The organism is Vibrio sp. VPAP30 (assembly GCF_001188205.1).
Classification (GTDB): Bacteria; Pseudomonadota; Gammaproteobacteria; order Enterobacterales; family Vibrionaceae; genus Vibrio; species Vibrio bivalvicida.
The window spans coordinates 580682-606002 of record NZ_LBLS01000043.1 but is presented as its reverse complement, the minus strand read 5'-3'; the positions used below and the strand labels follow the sequence as shown (position 1 = coordinate 606002).

Below are 25321 nucleotides of genomic sequence, written 5' to 3'. Positions count from 1 at the left end.
GGGTTCATCTCGAAGGGCGAAGCCCAATCTCGACTCTGAGTGAAACGTTCTTAAGGACGTAGTCCCCTATTAGATCGCGATGAAATCTGCTTTATAATCTGGGTTTACGTCAGCTTCGTAGTCTACGCCTTCAACACCAAAGCCGAATAGCTTCAAGAACTCTTCTTTGTACTCAACGTAGTCAGTTAGCTCTTTTAGATTTTCAGAAGTAATTTGAGGCCATAGGTCACGACAGTGTTGCTGAATGTCGTCACGCAATTCCAAATCATCTAGACGCAGACGGTTTTTATCATCCACTTCTGCTGCGCTGCCATCTTCTTTGTACAAACGCTCGCTGAACATGCGGAAGATCTGCTCCATACAGCCTTCGTGTACACCCTCTGCACGCATCTTCTTAAATACCATTGCAATATACAAAGGCATTACCGGAATAGCAGAGCTTGCTTGAGTAACAACAGACTTAAGTACCGCTACGTTTGCCGTGCCACCTGTTACAGAAAGCTTGTCGTTTAGTGCCGTCGCTGCACGGTCTAGGTCCATTTTCGCTTTACCTAGCGCACCATCCCAGTAGATTGGCCAAGTCAGCTCAGTACCAATATAGCTGTATGCTACTGTCTTACAGCCGTCAGCCAGTACACCCGCTTCAGAAAGCGCATTGATCCAAAGTTCCCAATCTTCACCGCCCATTACAGTCACAGTGTCTTTGATCTCTTCTTCAGTTGCAGGCTCTACGCTTGCTTCGATGATCACGTCTTTGTTTGTGTCAACGGCTGTAGAAGTGTAAGTCTCGCCGATTGGTTTTAGTGATGAACGGATTAGTTCACCCGTTTCTGGTAGTTTACGTACTGGAGAAGCCAGTGAGTAAACCACCATATCAATTTGACCTAGGTCTTCTTTGATTAGGTCGATTGTCTTTTGCTTAGCTTCGTTAGAAAAAGCATCACCATTTAGGCTTTTCGCATAGAGGCCTTCTTCGCGCGCTAGCTTTTCAAACGCAACTGAGTTGTAAAAACCCGCTGTGCCTGGTTTTTTCTCTGTGCCTTCTTTTTCAAAGAAAACACCAATAGTTGAAGCACCGCCACCAAATGCCGCAGCGATACGAGAAGATAGACCGTAGCCACTTGAAGCACCAACAACAAGTACACGCTTAGGTGCGTCTTTGATTGGGCCTTGTGCTTTTGTGTAAGCAATTTGTTCTTTTACGTTAGCTTCACAACCCACAGGATGCGTTGTGGTACAGATAAATCCACGAATTCTAGGTTTGATGATCATATTCAACTTCCTTTAAAAAACCTCGCTAGGATAAAAGGTTCATCTGAAGATCGCATCTAATTTCTGTAAAAATATCGTGAAAATGTAAGTGGTTGGAGCACTTACATACACCAGAGAGATCTAGAGCAAAAAAGAAAGGCACCCACTGGCGCCCTTCGTATCTTTTAATTTGCTCTGCTAAGCCGCTGTATTTAGCTTAGCTTTACCCTTTTTTGGCTTGCCATTGGTATGAACATCACTGAAGTCATGGCTAAAGTGGTCAACTTGAATTGCTTTATAACGCAGCTTGTCCGCCGCAACAATCTTATCAACCTCTTCTTGAGTCAGCACGTCAGCCTCTAATGCTTGTGCCAATTTGTCTGCCAGTAGGCCCTTACGAGCTACTTTGCCCTCTTTTGCGGCACGCATAAGCTTACGTTCCAGGCTCTTGACGTCGTACATCGCTAAGAATGCCGTTTCCATTAGGCCAACGCTGTCATTCTCTTCTTTACCTACGTAGCACAGCTTAGTGAGTCGATCGCGTTGTGCGCCTGGAGTCATCAGGCTTTCTGCAAGTTTCACTGTTAAGTCATCGCTTGGTTTAGCAAAATGGTTGCCCAATGGGAAAATAAGTACTTTCAGTAAGCGGCCAACTGCCTTTTGCGGGTAGTTGCTAAACGCCTCTTGAAGCGAATTTGCCGCGTTATGCAAACAGTGCTGAACCGCGTAGTGAACAAAGTCTAGATCTTGTTGCTGACGCCCTTCATCTTCATACTTCTTAAGTGCTGCTGACGCCATATATAGGTAAGCTAGAACATCACCTAGGCGAGCTGAGATCATCTCTTTACGCTTCAGATCGCCACCCAGTGTCGCCATTGCAATATCAGCGCTGACGGCAAGCGCACGGCTTAGTCGCGTCATCTCTTTGTAGTACTTCTGAGTCGCACCGCTCATGTCTGCTTTAATAAAGCGAGAACCTGTTAAAGCTGCGCCGAACGCACCGAACGTGTTGCCCATTGCGTGCTTAATATGTTTGAACAATAAGTCATCAAACTCTTTCGCACCCTGTTTCTGATCTGGGTTTGCTGCCGCTTCCATCTCTTTCAGTACGTATGGGTGACAACGTGTCGCACCTTGACCAAAGATCATCAGATTACGAGTAAGAATGTTCGCACCTTCTACCGTAATAGCGACTGGAATACCGAGGTATGGTGATGCTAAGTAGTTCATTGGTCCATCTTGAATGGCACGACCAGAGTGAATATCCATTGAGTCATTAAGAATGGTACGCGCCATTTCTGTCATATGGTACTTAGCAATCGCTGTTACGATACCGGGTTTCTCTTTCAGATCGAGAGAGGTCGTTGTTAGCGTTCGGCTCGCTTCTAACAAATACGTTAACCCGCCAATACGACCAAGTGCTTCTGCTACCCCTTCGAACTTACCAATCGACATACCGAACTGCTTACGAACGTAGGCGTAGGCACCTGTTGTACGAGAAGTCAGGTGACCAACCGCAGTACCAAGGGCAGGAAGAGAAATACCACGACCGGCAGAAAGACACTCAACCAACATACGCCAGCCTTTACCTGCGTAGTCTTGACCACCAATTAGCCAATCCATAGGAATGAAAACATCTTTACCAAATGTTGGGCCGTTCATAAACGCGAGCCCTAGTGGGTCATGACGTTCACCAATCTCGACACCTTTGTGGTCAGCAGGGATAAGGGCACAAGTAATGCCAAGCTCTTTCTTGTCTCCCATAAGGCCTTCTGGATCGTACATTTTGAATGCCAAGCCAAGTACAGTTGCCACAGGAGCAAGTGTGATGTAGCGCTTGTTCCAGTTAAGACGAACACCAAGGACTTCTTTACCTTCGTGCTTGCCATAACAAACAATGCCTTCATCAGGAATACCACCCGCATCAGAGCCCGCTTCTGGGCCTGTCAAAGCAAAACAAGGGATATCAGTACCGTCAGCTAAACGTGGCAGCCAGTAGTCTTTCTGTTCTTGCGTACCATAGTGAGACAGCAGCTCACCTGGACCTAACGAGTTTGGTACCATAACAGATACCGCAGCGCTGATACTGCGCGTTGCAATACGGGTCACAATTGTTGAGTTAGCCAAAGAAGAGAACTCTCGACCACCATACTCTTTTGAGATGATCAAAGAAAAGAAACGCTCTTTGCGCAAGTATTGCCATACTTCAGGAGGCAAATCACGATCTTCTTTTACGATCTTGTGGTCATCCAACATTGCTAGCAGGGTCTCTAGCTCGTTATCCATAAACGATTGTTCTTCTGCTGTTAGCGTTGGTTTTGGGTACTGGTGCAGTTTGGTGAAATCAGGTCGACCTGAAAACAGCTCACCATCCCACCAAACGCTACCCGCTTCCATTGCTTCCTTCTCTGTGCTCGACAGAGGTGGCAACACTTTTTTAAACATTTTGAAAGCAGGGTCACTTACCCATTTTCTTCTTAGAGAGCCCATAATCAGATCCTTTTGTTCGCTATTTGTCTGGTCTAATATTCTTGTTATTTGTTTTTTGTAAGTACTAGTTAAAACTTCTATTCCGCAGCGACGCCTGCTGCTAAGAATGGAATTAGTTGGTCAACAACCGATTTAGCATCCATTGCTTTTCCGTAATCATTTTCTGCGATCTCAAGCAGTGCTTGGCTCGAAGCCATTGTGAATACACAAGTACCGAGCGTAAAATGCAGACGCCAGAACAGCTCTTCTTGAGACAGTTTCGGATTGGCTTTCATTACTGATTCTGTAAATAGAGAAAGCGCATCCGAGTAACGAGTGGTGATAAACCAGCGGAGGTGCCCCTGCACATCTGTGTAACCACGACCAATCAATAGCATGAACCGACTGGTTCCATTTGGCCGTACATCATTTAGATTACGTAACGGCCCGCGTAAAGACTCAAACACGTCTGCCATCTCATAACGCTCGTTAAGGTTGAGATTGATTAATGCATCTTGCACAGCCGGCATAAATGCCTCTAGGTAACGATTAAGTACGGCTCTCACCAAAGTTTTCTTGTCACCAAAGTGATAATTAACCGACGCTAGATTCACGCCAGCTTTGCTGGTAATCGTACGTAGAGAAGTATCTTTAAAGCCATGCTCTGCAAAAAGTGCCTCTGCTACATCAAGAATTTTCTCTTTAGTGGAGTTTTTACTTGGCATTTTAATCACTCGTATTAAACAACTGTTTGAAATATACAATCGAAACAGAAAGGCAACAAGCCATTAACATCACACTTTTAGATATTGGTCTGACCAGAAGATCGGAGAAGGGTTCTAAGCACCTGAAAGAAGAAAATTAAATATTTTTTGAAAAAAGTTGGAACTGTTTTGAAAACGCCCGGTCTGAATAATTGTAGTTAGCAGAGCATTCGAGGGTTTGAACAACCCATTAAGTTTACAGGCCGTCAACTTGTCTTCTTACTGAAGCTACTAATTTACGCTGCTTTTTCTTATTTAACTCCTATGTTTATTTGTATCCGCCCAGAGCCCGATTGCTCTGGGCTTTTTTTATTCTGCGCGTTTAATACCAACCTGAGCAAAAACCCAGCGCGAGCTTAGCAAGTAGTTACTCACCATCCCTACCAGTATCCCAGCAACTAAGGCAATCAACGGCCCAACCCCAGCCTCTCCTAAAACTGATGACAGCACCTTAAACACAATAAAATTCGGCAAGGCAGAAAAGCTCGCTCCACACATAAACTTCATCCATTGCTGAAAAGCTTTTTGTTCTGTGCTGTAGAAAGTGAAGGTACGATTACCAAACCATGTCACCGTAGCCGCGCCAACAAACGCTATCGCACGAGCAAGCATAATTGACGTGTCTGCTAGATAAAACAGAGCCGAAAAAACCACGGCATCGGCGATAAAGCCGATGCTTCCTATCAGCGCAAAGCGTACAAGTCTGACATTCACACTCACGACTGTTGACCGCAACGATACAGCGAGCGGCGACTCTTAGAGGTAAACTCGATGATGCAACTTAATTGTTTCTCTTGAACAAGCTTATCGACAGCAGTGCGTTCACCAATCAACTGCACCTGAGGCAACGAGTCAAGCACGGTTTCATCACCCAATAATTTTGCCTGACCAAAACTGTAGAACTGGCCCGAAAAAGGACGAGACCCAACGTAGTAAGTCGCTACACTCGGGTCAGCCATCGTTAGAATGACTTTATCACTGCGCTTATCACCGACATCAAAATGAATAAACCCGATAGCAACAAGCAGTAATACAGGCACGATGGTAGCAGTAACCTTAAACCACTTGTGATCTTGTTTTGCATCCGATACTAGGATGGCTATCAGCAAACCGATCGCTGGCACACCAGGCAGTACATAGGCAGGCAAAATGTTTCCCGAAAAAGTAAACAAAACGAGTGGCGCAATCAGCCAAAGCAGGAGGAAGCTGACAATGCCATTTTCAGCACTAATAGCTGACTTCAAAATGCGACGTTTTTTCCATAATAAAACTAGTAACACAATAGACCACGGTGCAGCGGAATAGAGCCAAAATAGCCAAATAGTGCCGCGAGCCTCATTGTGTGCAGTCCCGTAAAGGTCACCTTCCCAGCCGCTGACCAAAAAGCGCTTAAAGTGTTCACCGATGATGAAGTAATCTAAAAACCCCGGGGTAGCTTGCTCTGCCAGTACATACCAAGGCAGTGCGATCGCCAACATAAGTAAAGTGCCTCCGACAAGTGGAAAACGTTGCCATATCACTTTGAATGCATGAACAAAACCGTGCTGCAAGATCAGCCAAGGCCCGACAGCCAATCCCATTAGCACAACAACAAGCGGACCTTTCGCCAACAAACCAATAGCTAAGCCAATAAAACCGACATAGCCCCATACTTTATTAGGATGACTGCTTTCATAGCTCAACCAACACAGATAAAAGCCTATCATTGCGATTGTCATGCCGAATGTGAGCGCCATATCTGTCATCACAGCACCCGCTGCAATCGAGAAGATTCCGCAGGTCGCCAAGACCAACGAAGTGACTAAACCACTGTACCCCAGTCGCTTTGCGAATAACCCCATCAATAACAGAATGAACACACCTGCAATCCAGTGCGGCACTCGAACCGCAAATTCATTAACACCGAATGTTTCGATACCTAGCGCACTCATCCAGGTAAATAATGGTGGCTTACCCCAAAAAGGCACCCCGTAATCAAACTGCGGTGTGACCCAATTTCCGGTTTCTATCATCAAACGCGCCATTTCACCGTATCTGGCTTCAGTAGTATCCATTAATGGGTAGGCACCAAGGGTAACCAGTCGGATAAACAGAGCGGCACCTAAAATGGCCCACAAATGAATTCGGTTAAGACTCATGCTTGTTTCTCCGCTTTTTGATTCTGATGCAGTGCTTGCTTCTCAGTAACCGATTGCACGAGGTATAAAGGTCTTTGTTTGGTTTCGATGAAAATTCGTCCGATGTATTCACCTAATACACCGATACTGAGCAGCTGGATTCCACCCAAAGCGAGTTGCACCACCATCATTGACGGATAACCCGTGACAGGATCACCGAACAACAGTGTTTTAACCACAATCATCACACCATAGATAAAAGCACCACCAGCAATTAAACATCCTAGGAATGTCGCAATTCGCAAAGGACGAATAGAAAAAGAAGTAATGCCATCCACCGCCAAACCGATAAGTTTTAGGTAGTTCCACTTCGTTTCACCACAAAAACGCGCATCGCGTTTAAACTGAATCGTTGCCTGCTTAAAACCAGGCCATGCAAAAATGCCTTTCATATAACGATTGCGCTCAGGTAACCGATTGATATGGTCAACAACCTCTCTTGATAGAAGTCGAAAATCACCAACATTTTCAGGAATGTTAGACTTAACCATCGAATTCAGAATCCGATAGAACGCGGCGGCAGATTTACGTTTAAACCACGTCTCCCCTAGCCTTTCTGCGCGCTGCATGTTAACGACATCATATCCCTCTCGCCATTTATCTAGCATCTGAGGAATCAGCTCTGGTGGATCTTGTAAATCAGCGTCAACTAAGATCACCGCGAGCCCGTTGCAATGCTCTAGACCAGCACTCATCGCAGCCTCCTTGCCAAAGTTACGGCTTAAGGCAACACTTTGAATCGACGAAGAACGACTAATAAAACTCTCGACAACCGATAAGCTACGGTCTGTGCTACCATCATCGATATAGATAATTTCACTGCTATCAGGCAGCCGTTCGAGCACAGAGGTAAGACGAGAGTGCAGCTCTGGAAGGGCATCTTGTTCGTTGAAGTAAGGAACGATAACACTGAGTGTGATGGGTGACTGAGTACGACTTGGCACTGAGGTTACATAACCCATATTGCCCCCTATGTTGGATTAGGTTCTCAAACGCAGCTCTGTCGAACTGCTTCATTGCAATCGAATCTATCAGTAGAGACGTGAAAAGCTTGTTGTTCACGCTTTTTTCACGCTCCCATTGAGATCATCAACCCCCTTAAAATGAGAGTGTGTTATGAATAGAGTGCTACTGGTTGAAGATAATCGCGAAGTTGCGGGGATCTTGTTCGACTACTTTGAGTATGAAGGTATGGAATTAGACTACGCCGACAACGGTGAGTTGGGTCTTCAACTAGCGCTTGAAGGAGCATTCGACATCATTTTGCTTGATCTGATGCTGCCTAGAATGGATGGGCTGACGGTTTGCAATAAACTAAGAGAAGCTGGCATCAATACGCCCGTGTTAATGTTGACCGCTCTGGACAATCGTGACGACATGCTTAACGGCTTTAAACATGGTGCAGATGACTACCTAACCAAGCCCTTTGATTTAGAGATCCTCGAAGCGCGAATTCATGCATTGATCAAACGCTACAAAGGGCAAGTCGCCAACTCCATTTTACAATTTGGTAGCCTTAGAATTGATCAGAAAACTCGTCAAGCATACCGCCACAGCAAACTACTGGCTTTAAACCCAACCACCTACACTATTTTAGAAATGCTTTGCCAGCGCGCCCCAGAGGTAGTCACTCGTAGAGAAGTATCTGAAAAACTTTGGCAAGAGAGCGAACCAAACAATGACGTATTACGCAGCCATATTTATCAACTTCGCAATCAGCTCGATAAACCTTTCCATGCCCCTATGCTGACGACCATTCCCAAAATTGGCTTTCGCTTAGAGGACATCTGATGCCGCACGGTTTTTTGTCTAACACCCGAACTCTGACTGGTCGACTTGCAGTATTCTTTACTGGCATGTCTTGCGTGATTGGCATCGTCACTTTCTTAATTTTCTATTTTGCTCTGCAATGGTCAGAAGATCGCGTGGGTGAACGACGCATCTTAATTGACCGCGATAGCGCCGTAGAACGCTTTCTCGCAGGAGAAAAAGGAGAGATTCGCCTCGATTCGTTAACCGTAGCTTACAATGACGTGAATTTGGTCCCCAAAGAGTACCGAAAGTATGTCGATGATCATGAAAGCTTTCTAGGTGAAGTGGGGTCTCTGCTCTCTCCTCATGGACATATGGTATACAAAGGCTATTACTCAGACAAAGGAGAGCGAAAGATCATTGTGTTGCTCTCTTTGATCGACAAAGTCGAGTTTGGCAATGAAGAAATTCTCTATTCTGGAATCATAGTCATAAGCTTTGTTTCCCTGCTTATGTTTACTTTCGGTGCGCTGCTGTTTCGTCTTTCCAGGCGCTTGATTGAACCTGTCAACGACATTACCAAACAGCTCAACGACCTCACAGGTGATACAACCCAAGCTTTCGATATTCATCATGAAGCAGCGGAAGAGTTTCAGTTGCTTACCACTCACCTCAATCAGTATCGCAAAGAACTTAATCTCGCGTTAAAACGAGAACAAGCTTTCGCACGCTATGCTAGCCATGAGCTAAGAACACCGCTTACTGTGGTAAAAGGGGCAAATAAGCTATTGACTCGCTCTAGTCTCAGCGAGTTTCAGCACAGACAAGTCACACGTATTGAGCACGCAGCACTTGAAATGATTACTTTGGTCGATGCACTGCTCTCTATTGTGCGTTACGAGCGCAATGTTGATGATGCGCCACTTAGATCTATCCAGCCGCAAGAGATAGCGAACATTGTTGCTGCTAATAAGGTGCATGCGACAGAGAAACAGCTTGAGATTGATGTCCGCTTTAATGGTCAACCACAGCTCAGAGCCACACCTGCGGTATTAAACATGGTGCTAGGTAATCTTATCCGCAATGCAATCGCAGCGTCAGATCATGGCAGAATCGACGTTGAAGTTTCTTCTCAGCACATAGAAGTGATTGATGATGGTCCGGGTCTAACAGAAATACCCGATTCTGAAGGTCATGGGCTTGGCCTTTTGATCGTTGAAGACCTGTGTAGACGCTACCAATGGCAATTTGAGTTGACCAATCATGACAAGCGTGGCTGCTGCGCCACCATTAAATTTTGATCTAGATTGATACTCGTAGCCGCTAATCCGTTAAGATAGTCGGCCAATTTTTTACTATCACTCTCTATGAAGCTTGCCAACACGCCAATAACCCAGCACCAGTTTGGAACTATTCCGTTTTTCTTAAAGCGTGATGATCAACTGCACAGCCATTTCAGCGGCAATAAAGCACGTAAGTTTATGGCCGTGCTAGAGCAAGACTACCCATCAATTCAAACACTAATCAGTTATGGCAGTACCCAATCTAACTCGCTCTATTCCTTGTCAGCTCTGGCGGCCATTAAGGGCTGGCAACTGGAGTTTTACGTAGACCGAATCCCATCGTGGTTGAGTGATACCCCGCTAGGAAACTATCGCGGCGCTTTAGAGCTCGGCGCTAAGATCATTCCAACCGCCGATTATCACCTTCACCCCAAAGACTACATCGAGCAGATTCGACAACCAGATAACTCGTGCTTGGTTTTACCTGAAGGTGGACGCTCTAAGCTCGCGAGACAAGGTGTTGATCAGCTAGCGGCTGAAATCCTGTCTTGGACAAGATTCGAACCCAATCATCAGTTCGTTGTCGCCCTCCCAGCAGGGACTGGCGCGACTGCACTGTATCTGCACAAGTATCTGAAACCACATTCAATCCCAGTTATAACTTGCCCTTGCGTAGGAGGAAAAGAGTACTTGATCCAGCAGTTTGAAGAGCTGGGCGAGAATGATTTCCCACACATCCTCGAGTTAGAGACCAAGCATCATTTCGCCAAACTGTATGAGCAAGATTATCGGATCTGGAAGCAGCTTCTCGCCGAAACCCACGTAGAGTTCGATCTTCTCTATGATCCGATGATGTGGCAGTGTCTACAATCATGGTATAAAGAAAACCAAGATAAGAGCATCATTTATGTTCATCAAGGTGGTTTGCTCGGCAATGAAAGTATGCTGCCGCGCTACGAGCGAAAATTTGGTGAACGCTTTGGGGAATAAATATGAAGTCATACATTATATTGCTACTTGCTACGCTCTCTTTACCTCTGTTCGCGAACACGATCATCACTACACCCGCGAAACCCATCATTGGTATTAACGCTAGTGAGATTAGTAAACGCGTCTGTTATTACCAAGATCAAGCTTATTCTGATGGCGCAATTATCCAAGTCGACGAATATTATATGATCTGTTCGTCAGCCAATGATTTTGAATCCAATGGCGCTTTAAAGTGGCACAGTATTGATGAGCATGAAGCGGCAGAATCGTCTAATCAAGAGCCCGCAGAAAAACCCGTCAAGCGATATTCAGTCAACTAGCGTATGTTCTACCAATAAACAAGGCACATTTTGATCACACCAATAGCCACTCGTCTAACTAAAGGTGACGACCTTAAGCATAGTATTCAGGACTTGGTCACTAAACACAGTATCAACGCTGGGACAATCGCCTCTTGCGTAGGTTGCTTTACTCACTTTCATATCCGGTTGGCGGGCGCAACTGACACTTTAGAATTAAACGAACCATTAGAGATCGTCTCTATCATGGGCACGCTAACGCCCAACCACCAACACATTCATATCTCGGTGGCCAGACAAAACGGAGAGGTTGTGGGAGGTCACCTGCTGGAAGGTTGCTTAATTGATACCACTGCAGAGCTGATCATTCATCAGTATCACAAGCTGAGCTTTAGCCGTGAAGTTGATCCCCAGACTGGATACACAGAATTGACCATTGGCACCCACGGCCGTTGACGTTGTTTTCCAGCCAGATGGCATTGTCGTGACAAACGCTTTATCTATTTACCTCGACACTGGTGAATAGCACTAGCTTTACTATCCTTAGCAGAAAGAAGTAAAGTGAGATGCGCTATGAAAAACACGCAATCCGTCGGCCTCTTTGGCAACTTGTCCGTACGCTGGAAGTTTTTGCTCGCGGCTGGGGGAAGCCTAATTATTACAGCTTCGGCACTGATGGTTTCATTTTTGTACGCCAGTGACCAGGCTCAGCAGCTAGTCCGTCGACAGACTGAAAACAATTTAAAACAATCCGCTGAACAATACATCAATGAACTCGCGAACCAGCAATCTTTAAAGATGCAGGGCTTCTTTGACGGTTCGTTTGATCGAGCTGATATGTTGGTGAAAAACATTGTCTCTCTTAAAGAAAACACCGACCAAGGATTAGTTGACTCCGATTCACTGCGGCCTCTCCTGAATCAAATCATCAAAAAAACCGTGAGTGACCACAGCGAGATGCTAGGCCTATACGTGGTTTCAGAAACAGAGGCGCTCGATAACAGTGATGTGTATTACGTTAATAGTGAAGAAGCTGCGTCCAATGAAGTCGGTCGATTTGCTCCGTACTGGGCTCGCTCAAGTGATGGAAGCGTAGAGCTTGAAGTTCTGGTTGAAGAAGACATCAATGATACTGAACTCGACGAAACCAATACGCCGTTCAATGAATGGTATGCATGCTCAATACGCAATCAAAATGCCTGTGTTCTCAACCCATACCTAGATACTGTGGGTAATGAAGAAATACTGATGACCTCGCTTACCTTACCCATTGTGTCGAAAGGGCAGCTTGTCGGTATGCTAGGGGTCGATTTTGGATTAAATAAAATCCAAACCCTAATCACTGAGGCCGACCAGAATATGTTCTCTGGACATGGCCAAGTCTTATTGCTCAGTCATGGCGGGTTCATTGTCGGTTACGATGTTGACCAGAGTTTAGTGGGTACACATTTATCCGAAGCCAGTATTACTGGCTCTGATTCTCTGCTTAGCTGGCTTAGTCAGCCCACCTACTCGGTCAACTGGGAGGACAACGGTGAAACACTTCGCGCCAAGATTCCCGTTCAGTTGTCAGCTAATGCGCAGCCATGGGGGCTAGTTTTCGACGTTCCGCGTAAAGATGTTATGCAGCAAGCGCTGGAACTAGAAAAGACCTTAAATCAAGCCAATCGAGAGTCTGTCACGAATATCTTTCTGATTGGCATATTCATTACCATCACCGTTCTCATATTAAATGCGCTTGTGGCCTCCAAGCTAGTCAGCCCCATACGCGTTGTCTCCCGTAGTCTTGAAGATATCGCAGGAGGCGAAGGGGATTTGACCCGACGATTGGCGGTAAACAGTAATGACGAAATCGGTGCTCTCGCTTCTGGCTTCAACCAATTTGTTAGCAAACTTCAAGGTATAGTGGCTCAAATTTCGACCTCTGTCGCGGGAGCAAAACTAAACGCAGAAGAAGCGTCAAGTATTTCTCAACGCACTAATCAGGGAATGCAGCAGCAGTTTACCGAAATTGATCTGGTCGCGAGCGCCTCTGCTCAACTGGCTTCAACCGCACAAGAAGTCGCCAACAGTGCTAGCCAGGCTGTAAATTCTGCCAAAGAAGCCAACGATGCGGCAGAGCAAGGGAAAGTCGTCATTGACTCTACAACGCATGCAATGGAATCACTGGTTGCAGAGGTAAGTGCTGCCGTCCCGATAGCCGATAATCTCGCCCAAAACAGCGAAAATATCACCTCTATCTTGGTGGTTATTGAGAGCATCGCCGAACAAACCAATTTACTGGCACTTAACGCAGCAATTGAGGCCGCCCGTGCCGGAGATCAAGGCAGAGGTTTCGCCGTTGTCGCTGATGAAGTAAGAACCCTCGCGGGAAGAACTCAGGACTCTATCAGTGAAATTCGCGAAGTCATCAACCAATTGAAAACAGGTACTAACGAAGTCGTCGTTGCGGTACAAAAAGGTAATGAGAATGCTCAACAGACCGCAGAACAAGTCAACAATACTGTAACTGTATTAGAGCAAATCATTACCCATATCGTCAGTATTGATGAAATCAGCAACCGCATATCTGAAGCGGCAATGGAACAACGTGGCGTCGCTGAAGAGTTAAGCCACAACGTCACTAATATAAGAGATGTTAGCCAAGCGGTCAGCCAAGAAGCAGACTCATCTGCTAGGGTAAGCCAAGAGCTATCGAACTCAATGTCAGAGCTGCAAAGCTTGGTTCAACAATTTAAGGTCGAATAACCCGCAATAGTTCGATAGCAGTATTCATTCAGATAAGAAAAAGCTCCATCGACTGATGGAGCTTGGAGCATAAATAGTTCGGGGGAACTATTTGACTAAACTCCGTTTGGATTTGATCAACGCAGCGGCGTTATGCATAGCATCTTTGGTACTGACATCGATAATCGCGATATTGCTAAACCTTTCTGGCTCTTTTATTGCCACGTCATGAGCGAAGATCACCAGTTTTGCTCGCGCGATATCTAGTTCGGTGATGCGGTTGTTAATGCCATCTGCGCCTTGGGTTTCTACTTTAATTTTGATGCCCATAGAATAGGCTGCTTTCTCCAATGATTTAGCCGCTAGAAACGTATGGGCAACACCGGAAGGACATGAAGTCACCGCAAGTACATCGGCTTCCCCCTCTGTTTGCACTGATGAGTATGCGCGGCGAAACGAGTCATACTCTTCATCTTCTCGTACCGTTTTTTTCAATAGAATGACAATACACGCCGTCGTGAGTGCGCCCGCAACGGTTCCGACGATATAGCCCAACTTACCATCAACGACAGGAAGTACGATCCAACCTCCCCACGGTGCATGATTGATAACGTGGAACATAAAGCCAATGACATTACCAACAATCCCACCAGCAACAATAGCCGGAAGAACCCGAGTAGGATCTGCAGCAGCAAAAGGAATCGCTCCTTCGCTGATACCAATCATACCCATTATACCTGCTGCTTTTCCTGCTTCGCGTTCATCACGCCTAAATTTATTCGGTGACAGCAGCGTCGCTAATGCTAGCCCCAGAGGAGGTGTACAGATTGCAATACCAACGCCGCCCATAAGCCAAGGCTGAGTATTAACCTGAGTTTGAGCAAACAACGTGGCTACCTTGTTCACTGGCCCGCCCATGTCGAACGCGGTCATCGCACCAAGCACTGCGCCTAACACCACTTTCCCCGAACCTGCCATATCCGTTAACAGTAAATTCAAGGCATTCATGGTGGCTGAAATAGGTGCTCCTATTAACCACATGACGAGCCCACAAGTGGCAAATGTTCCGGCCAAAGGATAAATAAAGATACTGCCTAACGAAGTCATGCTATCAGGCAATTTAATCTGCTTAAGTAGCAGCACAAAGTAACCAGCAAAAAAACCGACAACTATGGCACCGAGAAACCCGGTATTGTATTGGTCTACCGCTACCCATGTACCGATCATCCCCGGTGCCAACCCCGGTTTATCTGCAATCGAATAAGCGATGTATCCACCCAGAACGGCAGTAAAAAGCGTTAATCCGGCAATGCCCATGTGCGCCATATCAGCCAGAACGCCCTGCTCTGGCAATGCTGCATGGCCTGTCATCATTACCGACAGTGAGAGCAGCACACCACCCGCAACGATAAAGGGGATCATGTGCGATGTGCCAAACAGTAAGTGTTCTTTCACTCGCGCTAAATGCCTTTTTAACGGGCTTAGTGGCTCTATGCTTAACGCCTGCGCAAGGTTATCTTGTTCAAAATATGGTTCTGGCGTACTTTCAGTGATCAGCAATAAAGCCGCCTCTATACTTTCTGCCTGTTTAAGCTGATCGATAAACTCCTCTTCAATCAACTTGGTAGAAAGCTGCGCCAACACCTCTATATGATGGTGGTCGTCGCCATCTGGGGAAGCAAGCATAAAGAACACATCCGATCGCTCGCCATCTTCGGCGCCATAATCAATACCACTACGGCTAATGCCAACTGCAACGGCAGGTTTTGCCACCGCTGAACTTTTGGCATGTGGAATGGCAATCCCATCTTCAAACCCGGTATTACCAATCTCTTCTCTTGCCCATAAATCAGCGAGAAACTGATCTTTATCAGTTAGCTTTTTGGCATCATGAAGCAATTCCACCAACTCTTTGAGCGCTGCCTCTTTTGTGGTTGCTTTTAAGTCGAGACAGATGGTCTCTGATTGAACTAGGTTTGTAATATCCATTATTTCTTGCCTTGCCATGCTCGCGCTCGAACATAGATTAATCACCTCGCCTCGCCCGATATATAGGACTAAAACGGCATTAACTGGATTATTGTAACACCCCATAAAAAGTGTGAAGCCTATCTTTCAAATTGTTGCTCTTGGTCGAGGCAATCACACGGCGCTGTGTTAATATCCGCCAAAATAGCCACAGAGAACTATTATGAAAATCATTGCTGTCACTGCTTGTCCAACAGGCATTGCACATACTTATATGGCAGCAGACGCGTTAACCAAAGCTGCGCCCAAACATAACGTGCAAATTAAAGTTGAGACCCAAGGTGCAATGGGAATCGAGAACCCGCTAACACCTCACGATATTACCCATGCAGACAAGGTGTTGATTGTCTCGGATATTGAGATTGAACAGGCAAATCGATTCGACGGCTTACCCTGTGTACAAATCCCTATCGAAGACGTACTGCTTAACGTTGATAAAGTTTTTATTCTCCACTGCAGAACGTAGCGAACTGTCATGACAGAGTATCAAATCACCTTTCTTGTCGAAGACTCCAATGCGAGTGCTCACGCTAGCAAGCCCTTGTGCAGTCTTGCTAGAAAGTTCAAAAGTAGCATAGATATTATCAACATCACCCGAAATCGTAGTGCTGATATGGCCAAGTCTGTTGCGTTGCTGCAAGCTGGGCTAGTAAAGGGGGATTTGTGCCAGATAACTGCTTTTGGCATTGACGCTGAGCTTGCTTGTTTTGTACTAAAAGATATCGTCGCAGAGCACTATGCCTTGGTTGGATCCAACATTAACTATGAGTTTTCCGACCAACTTGCCAAGCGATTACCTCAGCTTCGTACACCCAGTGAAATTAACTGGCACTATGCCAAAGCGCATACCGAGCTGACCAAGTTTGAATGCTTAAAAGGATTGGCTCAACTGATCTACCCGTGCTCTGCTGATGACCTGATCCTTGCTTTCATTAAACGCGAAGAGCGTTCATCAACGTGTGTTACAGCGGGTATTGCTTTGCCCCATGTCATGTTTGATGATATCGACCAAATCTCCATTGCCGTGATTAGCAGCGATACCCCAATAGATTGGGCTTCAAAAGTGGGGGAGGTTCACTTGGCTATAGCACTGGTGATGCCTTCATCACCGTCCCGTGAACAGATAGTGACCGCAACAAACCTAACCAGAAACCTGCTGTATGGAACGTTTGCAGAGCGTTTATTAATGACCAAAAGCAGTATCGATCTGCAAGCCCTGCTGATGTATTCCATGTCACGATTGATCGCTTAGCCGCTAAATAGATCCACGATAATCAGATGGCGTTCTTCCAGTACGATTTTTAAATACTCGACAAAAGTAGTTCACATCCTTAAAGCCACACCTTACCGACACCTCGTTGAGCTTGAAGTTATACTTCTTGAGCATAAACTTAGCACGTTCGATTCTTACCCACGTAATGTAGTCGGCTAATGTCATGTGCCCTTGCTGGCGAAATAAGCGCGATAAGTGGTTGGCCGAGATACTAAAGCGCGTCGCGATGCTATCTCGGGTTATCTGGCGATGGAAGTTTTCCTGGATGTAGATACAGATCCCCTGATAAAGATCCTGAACTCGGCTATGAGACTGCTCTAATGGCGCATCAAGCATGGCTTTGCAGTATTGAAGTAACGCTTGCAGCAACAACTCATCCATCGGTTTTTTGGTGCACTCTCTAGCAAGCGAACTGAGCGCCTCTAGAATATTATCTATCGCAAACCCAGAGCGTGTCTGAATACTGTGTTTTTGGATGTCGTAAAAGGTCGCTTCTCCCTTGCGCTTACTGACCAAACTTAACCCCAGTTGACGCCGGCCAAAAAGAATACTCAGCACCGAGCAATTGGTGTCCCAGTCGGGTTTGTTCCAGCAATTAGGCGGAATAAAAATAGCATCTCCAACCTTAGCGACAATTTGCGTGACTTTGCGCTCATGGTCTTCCATCTCATTAATGTACTCTCCCTCTAACACGATCTCCAAGCGCGGAAAGTTCACTTGATAACTGCATTCTGGTGGCGTGTGAAAATCTCCTGCAAACCATATGTGATGAAAAGCTTCCCTCTCGCTCAGTACAGAAGAAATTAGATCATGAAATACCATGTTGGATACTCTCAATAAGTCGCGCGTGTGCTACGGGCATAGGTATACCGCTAGTTGAGATTCTATGCTATTGAGCAAAATCACAATTTAAGATTAATGATACAAAAATCCAGCTTTAGCAATAAATTTCTAGCTAATTAGTGTTAATTGCACCTCAAACCACAAGCAAAGACAACACATAAACCACTGTTTTATAACAGCATAAAATCAAAAACCTGAATGTAACCTTGACGATATAGGCGATCTTAATCACACCTCAAAGATGCCGTTACAATCCTCTAGTAAATGCATTTTTTCTTCACTACAGTCCATTTCGTACAGCTTCCAAAATACCCCTGATACAACATTAAAATTATTAGGGGTTCAAAATGATCACCAAACTCATCAATGAGAATTTGATTACGCTAGATCTTAAAGCGCAATCCAAAGAAGAGGTTTTTCAAGAGCTAATCGAGGTACTTTATTCACAGGGCAGAATCTCCGACAGACAGCAGTTTCTCGCTGACATCAAGGCTCGCGAAGAACTTGGCAACACTGGTTTTGAAGAAGGTATTGCCCTACCACATGCCAAAAGCGCTGCGGTTATCGAACCTGCGGTAGTGATAGGTGTCCACCGCTCAGGTATCGAATACGGTGCAGAAGATGGATTGCCATCGAAATTGTTCTTTATGATCGCGTCTCCCGATGGCGGCGACAACCACCACATCGAAGTGCTGGCAGAGCTCTCCTCTAAGTTAATTGAAGAAGGGTTTATAGAGCGATTCTTAAGTGCCGCTTCAAACCAACAAGCATTGGAATTGCTGCTACAAAAACAGATTGAAAACGAGATTACTCATGATGAACCTAACGGCTTTGTCATAGGCGTAACGGGTTGTCCTGCCGGCGTTGCGCACACCTACCTAGCAGCAGAGGCGCTTGAAAAAGGTGCAGCCAAACTAGGCTACGAAATCAAAGTCGAAACCAATGGCTCTATCGGGGTAAAAAACAGCCCTAGCGCAGAAGAAATTGCTCGCGCTGATGCCATTATTGTCGCCTGTGATAAGCAGGTAGATATGGCCCGCTTTGCGGGTAAACGTGTGGTCAAAACCAATGTAAAAGCGCCGATTAAAGATGCCGAAGGATTAATCACACAGGCATTAAGTGCACCGACCTACCAAGCTGAAAGTCGGGCGAATGAATCTTCTGTAGCGGATAAAGCTTCTCAGGCTCGCTCTGACTTGTACCGCTTTTTGATGAATGGCGTATCTCACATGATCCCATTTGTTGTGACTGGCGGCCTATTAATCGCGCTTGCTCTTGCCATTGGTGGTGAACCCACTGAATCAGGCATGGCGATTCCGGCGGGCAGCATGTGGAACCAAATCTTAGAAGTGGGTGTCGTCGCCTTTACTTTGATGATTCCTATTCTGGCAGGCTACATCGCTTACGCCATTGCTGATCGCCCTGCTCTTACTCCTGGCCTTATTGGTGGCTGGATTGCCAACAATGGTTCTTTCTATGGCGCAGAAGCCGGGACTGGTTTCATCGGTGCTATTGTTGCAGGCCTACTTGTCGGCTACTTCGTTAAGTGGCTTACATCCATCAACTATCACAAGTTCATTCAGCCACTTGTGCCTATCATGATCGCTCCCATTACAGGCTCTCTGTTTATTGCTGGCCTATTCATCTTTGTCATTGGTGCTCCCATTGCAGGACTGATGGAAGGCTTAACCGCACTACTTACCTCAATGAGCACTGGTAACGTTGTGTTACTTGGCATTGTACTGGGTGGTATGGCTGGCTTTGATATGGGCGGGCCATTCAACAAGGTCGCCTTCTTATTCTCTGTTGGCATGATCGCAAGTGGTCAAACTCAGTTTATGGGTGCAATGGCTTGTGCAATCCCGGTCGCTCCGCTTGGTATGGCGCTAGCAACTGCACTTGGACGCAAATTCGAACTATTTGAATCTTCAGAACTGGAAGCAGGTAAAGCGGCTGGCGCGATGGGCTTAGTGGGCATCTCTGAAGGTGCGATTCCTTTTGCAGCACAAGATCCGATGTCTGTTATCCCTGCCAACGTTCTTGGCTCTATGGTCGCCGCTGTAATGGCGTTCTCTTTTGGCATCACTAACAGCGTGGCACACGGCGGCCCAGTGGTGGCACTACTTGGCGCAATGAATTACCCGCTACTTGCATTGGTATGCATGGCTGCAGGTACGGTTGTCACCGCCTTAACGTGTATCTCACTGAAAAAACTTCGCAAAGAAAAGCTAGTTACCGCGACTGCTTAAACCTTTCCCACAACTCCCAATGGCTTGAGCGTCCCTCAGGCCATTCTTCCTATGGTGAACTCAATGCCAGAACTAACCACCTCAATAACAGAGACTCAACACGACTCTACAGCCACGACTCAATTATTTGAACCGAGTAACAGTTTAGCCCCAGACAAGCCTCACCAAGCCTTCTACCTTATGAGCAACGTCATTCAAAGTTACGCTTGGGGTAGTAAAACGTCACTAGGTCAGCTATTTGGCATCGATAATCCAGGTTCGACTCCGCAAGCTGAACTGTGGATGGGTGCGCACCCGAATGGCTGCTCTAGTGTATTGAACCAAGGCATTCCCACTGCTCTATCAGCGCTTATCGCAGCCAACCCGCAGCGTTATTTAGGTAAAGAGACGGCAACCAAGTTCGGCGAACTTCCCTATCTATTTAAAATCTTGGCAGCAGATCAAGCCCTTTCGATCCAAGTCCATCCGAGCAAGGCTCAAGCAGAATCTGGCTTTACGAAAGAACAGCAACTTGGTTTGCCATTAACCGCGAGCAATCGCAATTACAAAGACCCCAACCATAAACCAGAGTTGGTATACGCCCTTACCCAATACCAAGCAATGAATGGCTTTCGACCAATAGCAGAGATCATTGAATATTTTGAACAACTTGCGATTGCAGAGATACAGCTGCTACTTGATGAGCTAACCAAGGAGCCCAACTCACACGGATTGGCAAGCTTCTTCGCGGGGATACTTTCGTTGCAAGGCGAACAAAAAGAAATGGCGCTAACGATACTGTTGCTCAAAGCTAAGCTTTCTACTGATCCCGTGTTTAATCTGATCATAGAACTCGCAGATCAGTATCCGGGAGATATTGGCTTGTTTGCCCCCTTGATGCTCAATGTTATTACATTAGAGCCAGGAGAAGCCATATTTCTTGATGCGCAAACACCTCACGCCTATCTACACGGAACAGGGCTAGAGATCATGGCGAACTCAGACAATGTACTCAGAGCGGGTCTAACGCCTAAGCACATAGATGTCGAAGAGCTAGTCTCATGTACCCGATTTACTCCAAAGCCAATCAATAACCTCAGGCTGAACCCCTGTATTGAAAATGGCATTGAACAATTTCAGGTTCCCGTTGAAGACTTTAAGTTTGCGATTATTCACAACTCTGATAACCGCCTGATTTCCGCCACCAGCGCAGAGATTCTTTTACCGTTAGATTATCCGATGAGCCTAACCGATTCACACGGTGAAACTTGCCAAATAGCAGTTGGCGAGTCTGTTTTTGTGCCTGCTGACACTAAAGATTATCAGCTCACCTGCCAAGGCCGGGTAGCGCGAGCATACTGCTAGTTAAGCCAGACTCAATATTAAGCCTCACACCGCTGAGGCTTTTTTACGCTTGCTCCACAGTGATCTTATCTAAATAAAATGACGCCAATCACAGTTAGTTTTAGCGGGTACAAAAGTATAGCAATAGCCTTATTTTTACTATTTCGACAAACCACCTAGTGAATTAATTTTAACTCACAGCAAATCGTATTGATCTCAATATTCAGGTTCTTCAAGAACAGGTAGGAAAGGCCTGCGAAGAATTTATAGAAAACATTATAAAAGCAAAAGATGAACATCTGATCCTAGATATTTTAATTAATTCATAAGGTAATATAGATATGAGTACAATAACCGCTCAAGCTGCTAATAGTAGCGATCTTAAAAAAAACCTCAGTACCCTGAAACAACACCTTTTATTCGGTACCTCACATATGTTGCCATTTATTGTCGCGGGCGGTGTCTTGCTCGCACTGGCAGTAATGGCATCAGGTAAAGGGGCTGTACCGGCAGACGGCCTACTCGCTGATATTTCCAACATCGGCATTAAAGGATTAGTGCTGTTCCCAATTATTTTGGGCGGTTTCATCGGCTATTCTATTGCCGACAAACCAGCCCTTGCACCTGCGATGATCTCTTCCGGCATTATGGCCGATATGGGTGGCGGCTTCTTAGGTTGTATTGTGGCAGGATTTATCGCCGGTGGTGTGGTTTTTCAGCTTAAGAAAATCCCTCTTTCTACCAATATGACCGCGCTTGGCGCTTACTTTATCTACCCTCTTGTCGGCACGTTAATCTCTGCGGGTATCGTTCTTTGGGGCATTGGTGAGCCAATTAAGCTGTTTATGGCATCTATGAACGAGTTTTTGGCATCTATGGCGGGGGCTTCTAAAGTAGTACTTGGTACCATTCTTGGTGGTATGACGGCTTTTGATATGGGCGGCCCAATCAACAAAGTGGCGACCCTATTTGCCCAAACTCAGGTTGATACCCAACCATGGCTGATGGGTGGTGTAGGCATTGCTATTTGTACTCCTCCGCTAGGTATGGCGCTTGCGACTTTCCTATTTAAAAAGAAATTCTCTAAGCAAGAGCAAGAAGCGGGCAAAGCCGCTGCGATCATGGGCTCTATCGGGATCTCTGAAGGGGCTATCCCATTCGCTGCCAACGACCCAATGCGCGTGCTTCCTTCAATTGTGGCTGGCGGCATCGTGGGCTGTGTATTTGGATTCTTAACCGATGTTCTGCTGCACGCACCTTGGGGCGGCCTAATCACAGCGCCTGTATCAAGTAACATCCCAATGTATGTGGTGGGCATTGCTCTTGGTTCATTAACAACGGCTGTAATTGTCGGTTTTTGGAAGCCAGTAGCGGAAGAAGAGAGTGAAGAACAGCTATCAGAAGCCACTCCTGCGCAAGTTGCACCACAAGCCGGAGAAGGCGAGTACGATATTGTTGCTGTCACTTGCTGCCCATCCGGCGTTGCACATACCTTTTTGGCAGCCAAAGCGCTAGAAAAAGCAGGCGCTGTGGCAGGCATTAAGATCAAGGTTGAAACCCAGGGCCAAAACGGCATTCAGAACCGCATTACAGACCTAGATGTTGCTAATGCCAAACTGGTTATCTTAGCTCACGATATTCAAGTGAAAGATGCACATCGTTTTGCCAACGCTAACGTGGTGGAATGTTCAACCAAAGAGGCGATGAAGAAGGCAGCAGAGCTCATCACTGCCTAGCGACGAGCTAACCGAGCGAAAAAACTATTCAAACAAAAACGCCACCTGGACAAGGTGGCGTCAGACAGCGATGTCTGGCTTTTTTATTGGGAGCGCAGAAAAAGTTAGAACCCTTTAAACAACACCCCACGATGGTAGCCAAGATAAGGCTTATTCTCTCGTCTGACATTAAACGACATCCCTTCCCTTAGGCCTAGAACATCGGGCGCTTCTAGATACTTTGAAATCATCACCTTGCCGCTATCAGTAAAGGATATAAACCCGAGATCGAACGCCTTATCTAAGTTCGCAACAAGCAGCAATCCATTATATTTATCTAACCTCTCTTCGTTATTTGAGTTACGCCAAGGCTTAATATGTGAAGCGAGCAGAAGTTGTGTATTACGATAGCCCGTCACGGCGCAACCGCCCCACATTTCGATCAGTTTTGATCGAAACTGCCCCTGCCCCAACCGAGTGTTAATCAAGATCGCCTTTTCAGTTTCAGTCAGTTTTTTATCGCTCATAACACCGCGAACATCGGCATTAACATCAACCTGAGACAGATCGGCTAAAAATTGGTGGTAGTGATTTAACGCCGCGCTATACATCCCTTTACCACGCGAGTCTCGAATCTTAAACTCATCCAACTGCCTGACTCGCTCCTCATAGCGAATAAACTGCTTGTAAGATTTAACCTCAGTGAGTGGCTGTTCGAGTTCACCTACATCTGCGAGCCAATTTGAGATAGAGCCTCGAATCGCTCCCACGTAGTTCTTCGCCGTTTTCTCAGACTTACCAATATCGAGCAGCCATTGGCGGAACAAGGATGGAAGATCGGCGAAATTCGCCACGAGGGCATCTTTCAACTCATTTGAAACGATAGAGCTATTCATATAGTCAAACAGCTCTTGGTCTAAATAGGCATAATCTATCGCTTTAGCTGAATACCTTTTGGTGTTTAGCTCATCAAAACCAGCGTGATAGCTCAGGTGCCAAAAGCCTTCACCTTTAAGGTGGTAAAACGGGTTCTCTGGAGTATTACGATCATTGCCTTGGGCGAAACTCTCAAAATAATGGCTAAAGCGATCTTTCACTGCTTGATTGAACTCAATTCTGTTCTTTACCAGATGACCAGCTTGAATTAAATCCATGACCGTCAGCAGCATGCACACCTTATGCGGGCTTTTCTTACCACAAGCACTGTTCATATTCAGGTTCTGGAACTTTTCAACATAGAACTCAAGAGACACAACTTATTTCCTCTTTATCTGCATGTTTGACGCTTTTTCTAATACTACTGTTTGCCAAGTCAACCCTGTCCGAGATAGCCCATCTTCAGTATCTTCAACGTGGCAAACCACTAACTCTAACCGTTGAGCAATCTGTTCTAACTCCGCCAGAGAGACACCATAACTTGTACGGCCATCACCGAACGCACCATGACGCAAAGTAATGACTATTCTGCCCCTTTCGGCTAACCGTTCCACCAAAGAACAAAGTGATTGATAGCGCTTAGACACGGGAATATGCATCCACACTGCTGAAACAAGAATAAGGTCGAAGCTATGGGATAAAGTATCTAGGGTGCTAAGGTCAGGGAGTTGGGCATCGACCCAATGAATTGCCGCCGAAGTACGCTTTTGGCCTAACTGACGAAAAACTGCCGAAGGCTCAATAGCCACAACCTTGCAGCCATGTGAATCAAACCACTGAGCATCTCTTCCCGAGCCTGCACCTACATCTAATACTCGGCTACCCGATAGAGGCCAGTGTGAACGCCAGCTGCTATGTACGGATTCAAAATCAACCGAGTCATACTGCTCAGCCAATTGAGCCGCATTTTCGTCGTAAAAAGAGAGGTTTACATCCATGGCCAATACCCAAAAGTTTCCCTAAAGGAATAATAACCATCTTGATTGCATATAGCGATAAAGTATTAAGAAGGAATGAGGGATTGCGATGAGAATACGGATCGATGAGGCCAGATACGAAATTCTCTGTTAAAAAGCTGAAGTCGAGCGTGTAAGTCAATCACTAGTTCACTCACACGTGTTTTAAAGTGCCGACTGTAACGGTTCTGGACAATTATCATTTTCGGAAAATTTAGTATTAGCAAAACATGAATAACCAGAGGTATGGCAAATTTGTTGTGAAGTTCTAGTGCGATGAGTAAAA

At 45.9% G+C, this 25321-nt stretch carries 21 protein-coding genes and 1 pseudogene; 12 read left to right on the top strand and 10 right to left on the bottom strand.

Translation table 11 applies throughout. The features are described from left to right. Nucleotides 1-69 precede the first annotated feature (69 nt). The 6 genes from fabV to ZX61_RS22890 form a co-directional block, all read right to left on the bottom strand. Nucleotides 70-1272 (bottom strand): enoyl-ACP reductase FabV, encoded by a 1203-nt coding sequence (gene fabV, locus ZX61_RS22915; protein WP_049846887.1) that lies wholly within the window; start codon nucleotides 1270-1272, stop codon nucleotides 70-72. Nucleotides 1273-1449: 177 nt separating this feature from the next. Further along, a complete protein-coding gene (locus ZX61_RS22910; protein ID WP_049846886.1) occupies nucleotides 1450-3741 on the bottom strand; it encodes an acyl-CoA dehydrogenase in 2292 nt (763 codons plus the stop codon). Nucleotides 3742-3818: 77 nt separating this feature from the next. Next, nucleotides 3819-4445 carry a TetR/AcrR family transcriptional regulator gene (locus tag ZX61_RS22905; protein ID WP_049846885.1) on the bottom strand — a complete coding sequence of 209 codons (627 nt, stop codon included), beginning with the start codon at nucleotides 4443-4445 and terminating at the stop codon, nucleotides 3819-3821. A 348-nt stretch (nucleotides 4446-4793) separates the two neighbouring features. After that, a complete protein-coding gene (locus ZX61_RS22900) occupies nucleotides 4794-5198 on the bottom strand; it encodes a GtrA family protein (protein ID WP_049847009.1) in 405 nt (134 codons plus the stop codon). Between the two features lie 2 nt (nucleotides 5199-5200). Continuing rightward, on the bottom strand, nucleotides 5201-6622 hold the full coding sequence (locus ZX61_RS22895) for an ArnT family glycosyltransferase (RefSeq protein WP_049846884.1): 1422 nt from the start codon (nucleotides 6620-6622) through the stop codon (nucleotides 5201-5203). Beyond that, entirely contained in the window at nucleotides 6619-7623 is a 1005-nt protein-coding gene (locus ZX61_RS22890; RefSeq protein WP_049846883.1) for a glycosyltransferase family 2 protein, read from the bottom strand. Before ZX61_RS22890 ends, ZX61_RS22895 begins: the two co-directional genes overlap by 4 nt. 154 nt (nucleotides 7624-7777) lie before the next feature. On the opposite strand from ZX61_RS22890, the gene ZX61_RS22885 reads away from it, so the two are divergent. From ZX61_RS22885 to ZX61_RS22860, 6 genes are all read left to right on the top strand, one after another. Further along, on the top strand, nucleotides 7778-8452 hold the full coding sequence (locus tag ZX61_RS22885; RefSeq protein WP_049846882.1) for a response regulator transcription factor: 675 nt from the start codon (nucleotides 7778-7780) through the stop codon (nucleotides 8450-8452). Further along, on the top strand, nucleotides 8452-9714 hold the full coding sequence (locus ZX61_RS22880; RefSeq protein WP_049846881.1) for a sensor histidine kinase: 1263 nt from the start codon (nucleotides 8452-8454) through the stop codon (nucleotides 9712-9714). Before ZX61_RS22885 ends, ZX61_RS22880 begins: the two co-directional genes overlap by 1 nt. A 66-nt stretch (nucleotides 9715-9780) precedes the next feature. Next, nucleotides 9781-10686, top strand: coding sequence for a 1-aminocyclopropane-1-carboxylate deaminase/D-cysteine desulfhydrase (locus ZX61_RS22875; protein ID WP_049846880.1), 906 nt, complete (start codon nucleotides 9781-9783; stop codon nucleotides 10684-10686). 2 nt (nucleotides 10687-10688) lie between these two features. After that, nucleotides 10689-11006, top strand: coding sequence for a DUF1496 domain-containing protein (locus tag ZX61_RS22870; RefSeq protein WP_049846879.1), 318 nt, complete (start codon nucleotides 10689-10691; stop codon nucleotides 11004-11006). 30 nt (nucleotides 11007-11036) lie between these two features. Then, nucleotides 11037-11441 carry a PPC domain-containing DNA-binding protein gene (locus ZX61_RS22865; protein ID WP_049846878.1) on the top strand — a complete coding sequence of 135 codons (405 nt, stop codon included), beginning with the start codon at nucleotides 11037-11039 and terminating at the stop codon, nucleotides 11439-11441. A gap of 117 nt (nucleotides 11442-11558) precedes the next feature. Further along, nucleotides 11559-13733, top strand: coding sequence for a methyl-accepting chemotaxis protein (locus tag ZX61_RS22860; RefSeq protein ID WP_049846877.1), 2175 nt, complete (start codon nucleotides 11559-11561; stop codon nucleotides 13731-13733). 87 nt (nucleotides 13734-13820) lie between these two features. Here the strand turns inward: ZX61_RS22860 and ZX61_RS22855 are convergent, their stop codons facing one another. Then, nucleotides 13821-15701 carry a fructose-specific PTS transporter subunit EIIC gene (locus ZX61_RS22855; RefSeq protein WP_049846876.1) on the bottom strand — a complete coding sequence of 627 codons (1881 nt, stop codon included), beginning with the start codon at nucleotides 15699-15701 and terminating at the stop codon, nucleotides 13821-13823. Nucleotides 15702-15903: 202 nt separating this feature from the next. Between ZX61_RS22855 and ZX61_RS22850 the strand changes: the two genes are divergently transcribed. Beyond that, a complete protein-coding gene (locus ZX61_RS22850; RefSeq protein ID WP_049846875.1) occupies nucleotides 15904-16206 on the top strand; it encodes a PTS fructose transporter subunit IIB in 303 nt (100 codons plus the stop codon). A 9-nt stretch (nucleotides 16207-16215) separates the two neighbouring features. Continuing rightward, a complete protein-coding gene (locus ZX61_RS22845; protein ID WP_049846874.1) occupies nucleotides 16216-16992 on the top strand; it encodes a PTS sugar transporter subunit IIA in 777 nt (258 codons plus the stop codon). Nucleotides 16993-16995: 3 nt separating this feature from the next. On the opposite strand, the gene ZX61_RS22840 is transcribed toward ZX61_RS22845, so the two are convergent. After that, nucleotides 16996-17835, bottom strand: coding sequence for an AraC family transcriptional regulator (locus ZX61_RS22840; protein ID WP_049846873.1), 840 nt, complete (start codon nucleotides 17833-17835; stop codon nucleotides 16996-16998). Between the two features lie 368 nt (nucleotides 17836-18203). Between ZX61_RS22840 and ZX61_RS22835 the strand changes: the two genes are divergently transcribed. The 4 genes and pseudogenes from ZX61_RS22835 to ZX61_RS22825 all read left to right on the top strand — a co-directional run bounded on the left by ZX61_RS22835 (nucleotide 18204) and on the right by ZX61_RS22825 (nucleotide 23164). Beyond that, nucleotides 18204-20105, top strand: a complete 1902-nt coding sequence (locus tag ZX61_RS22835) for a PTS fructose transporter subunit IIABC (RefSeq protein WP_049846872.1) — start codon at nucleotides 18204-18206, stop codon at nucleotides 20103-20105. A gap of 180 nt (nucleotides 20106-20285) precedes the next feature. Beyond that, the gene (gene manA / locus ZX61_RS22830; protein WP_049847008.1) at nucleotides 20286-21449 is read left to right on the top strand and encodes a mannose-6-phosphate isomerase, class I; all 1164 of its coding nucleotides are present in this window, start codon (nucleotides 20286-20288) and stop codon (nucleotides 21447-21449) included. Nucleotides 21450-21631: 182 nt separating this feature from the next. Continuing rightward, nucleotides 21632-21757 (top strand): annotated as a pseudogene (locus tag ZX61_RS24620) (PTS sugar transporter subunit IIA); the annotation flags it as partial. Between the two features lie 12 nt (nucleotides 21758-21769). Beyond that, the gene (locus ZX61_RS22825) at nucleotides 21770-23164 is read left to right on the top strand and encodes a fructose-specific PTS transporter subunit EIIC (RefSeq protein ID WP_049846871.1); all 1395 of its coding nucleotides are present in this window, start codon (nucleotides 21770-21772) and stop codon (nucleotides 23162-23164) included. 104 nt (nucleotides 23165-23268) lie between these two features. Here the strand turns inward: ZX61_RS22825 and ZX61_RS22820 are convergent, their stop codons facing one another. Further along, nucleotides 23269-24396 (bottom strand): HNH endonuclease, encoded by a 1128-nt coding sequence (locus tag ZX61_RS22820; protein ID WP_049846870.1) that lies wholly within the window; start codon nucleotides 24394-24396, stop codon nucleotides 23269-23271. Between the two features lie 3 nt (nucleotides 24397-24399). Beyond that, nucleotides 24400-25017 carry a class I SAM-dependent methyltransferase gene (locus tag ZX61_RS22815; RefSeq protein ID WP_049846869.1) on the bottom strand — a complete coding sequence of 206 codons (618 nt, stop codon included), beginning with the start codon at nucleotides 25015-25017 and terminating at the stop codon, nucleotides 24400-24402. Nucleotides 25018-25321 lie beyond the last annotated feature (304 nt).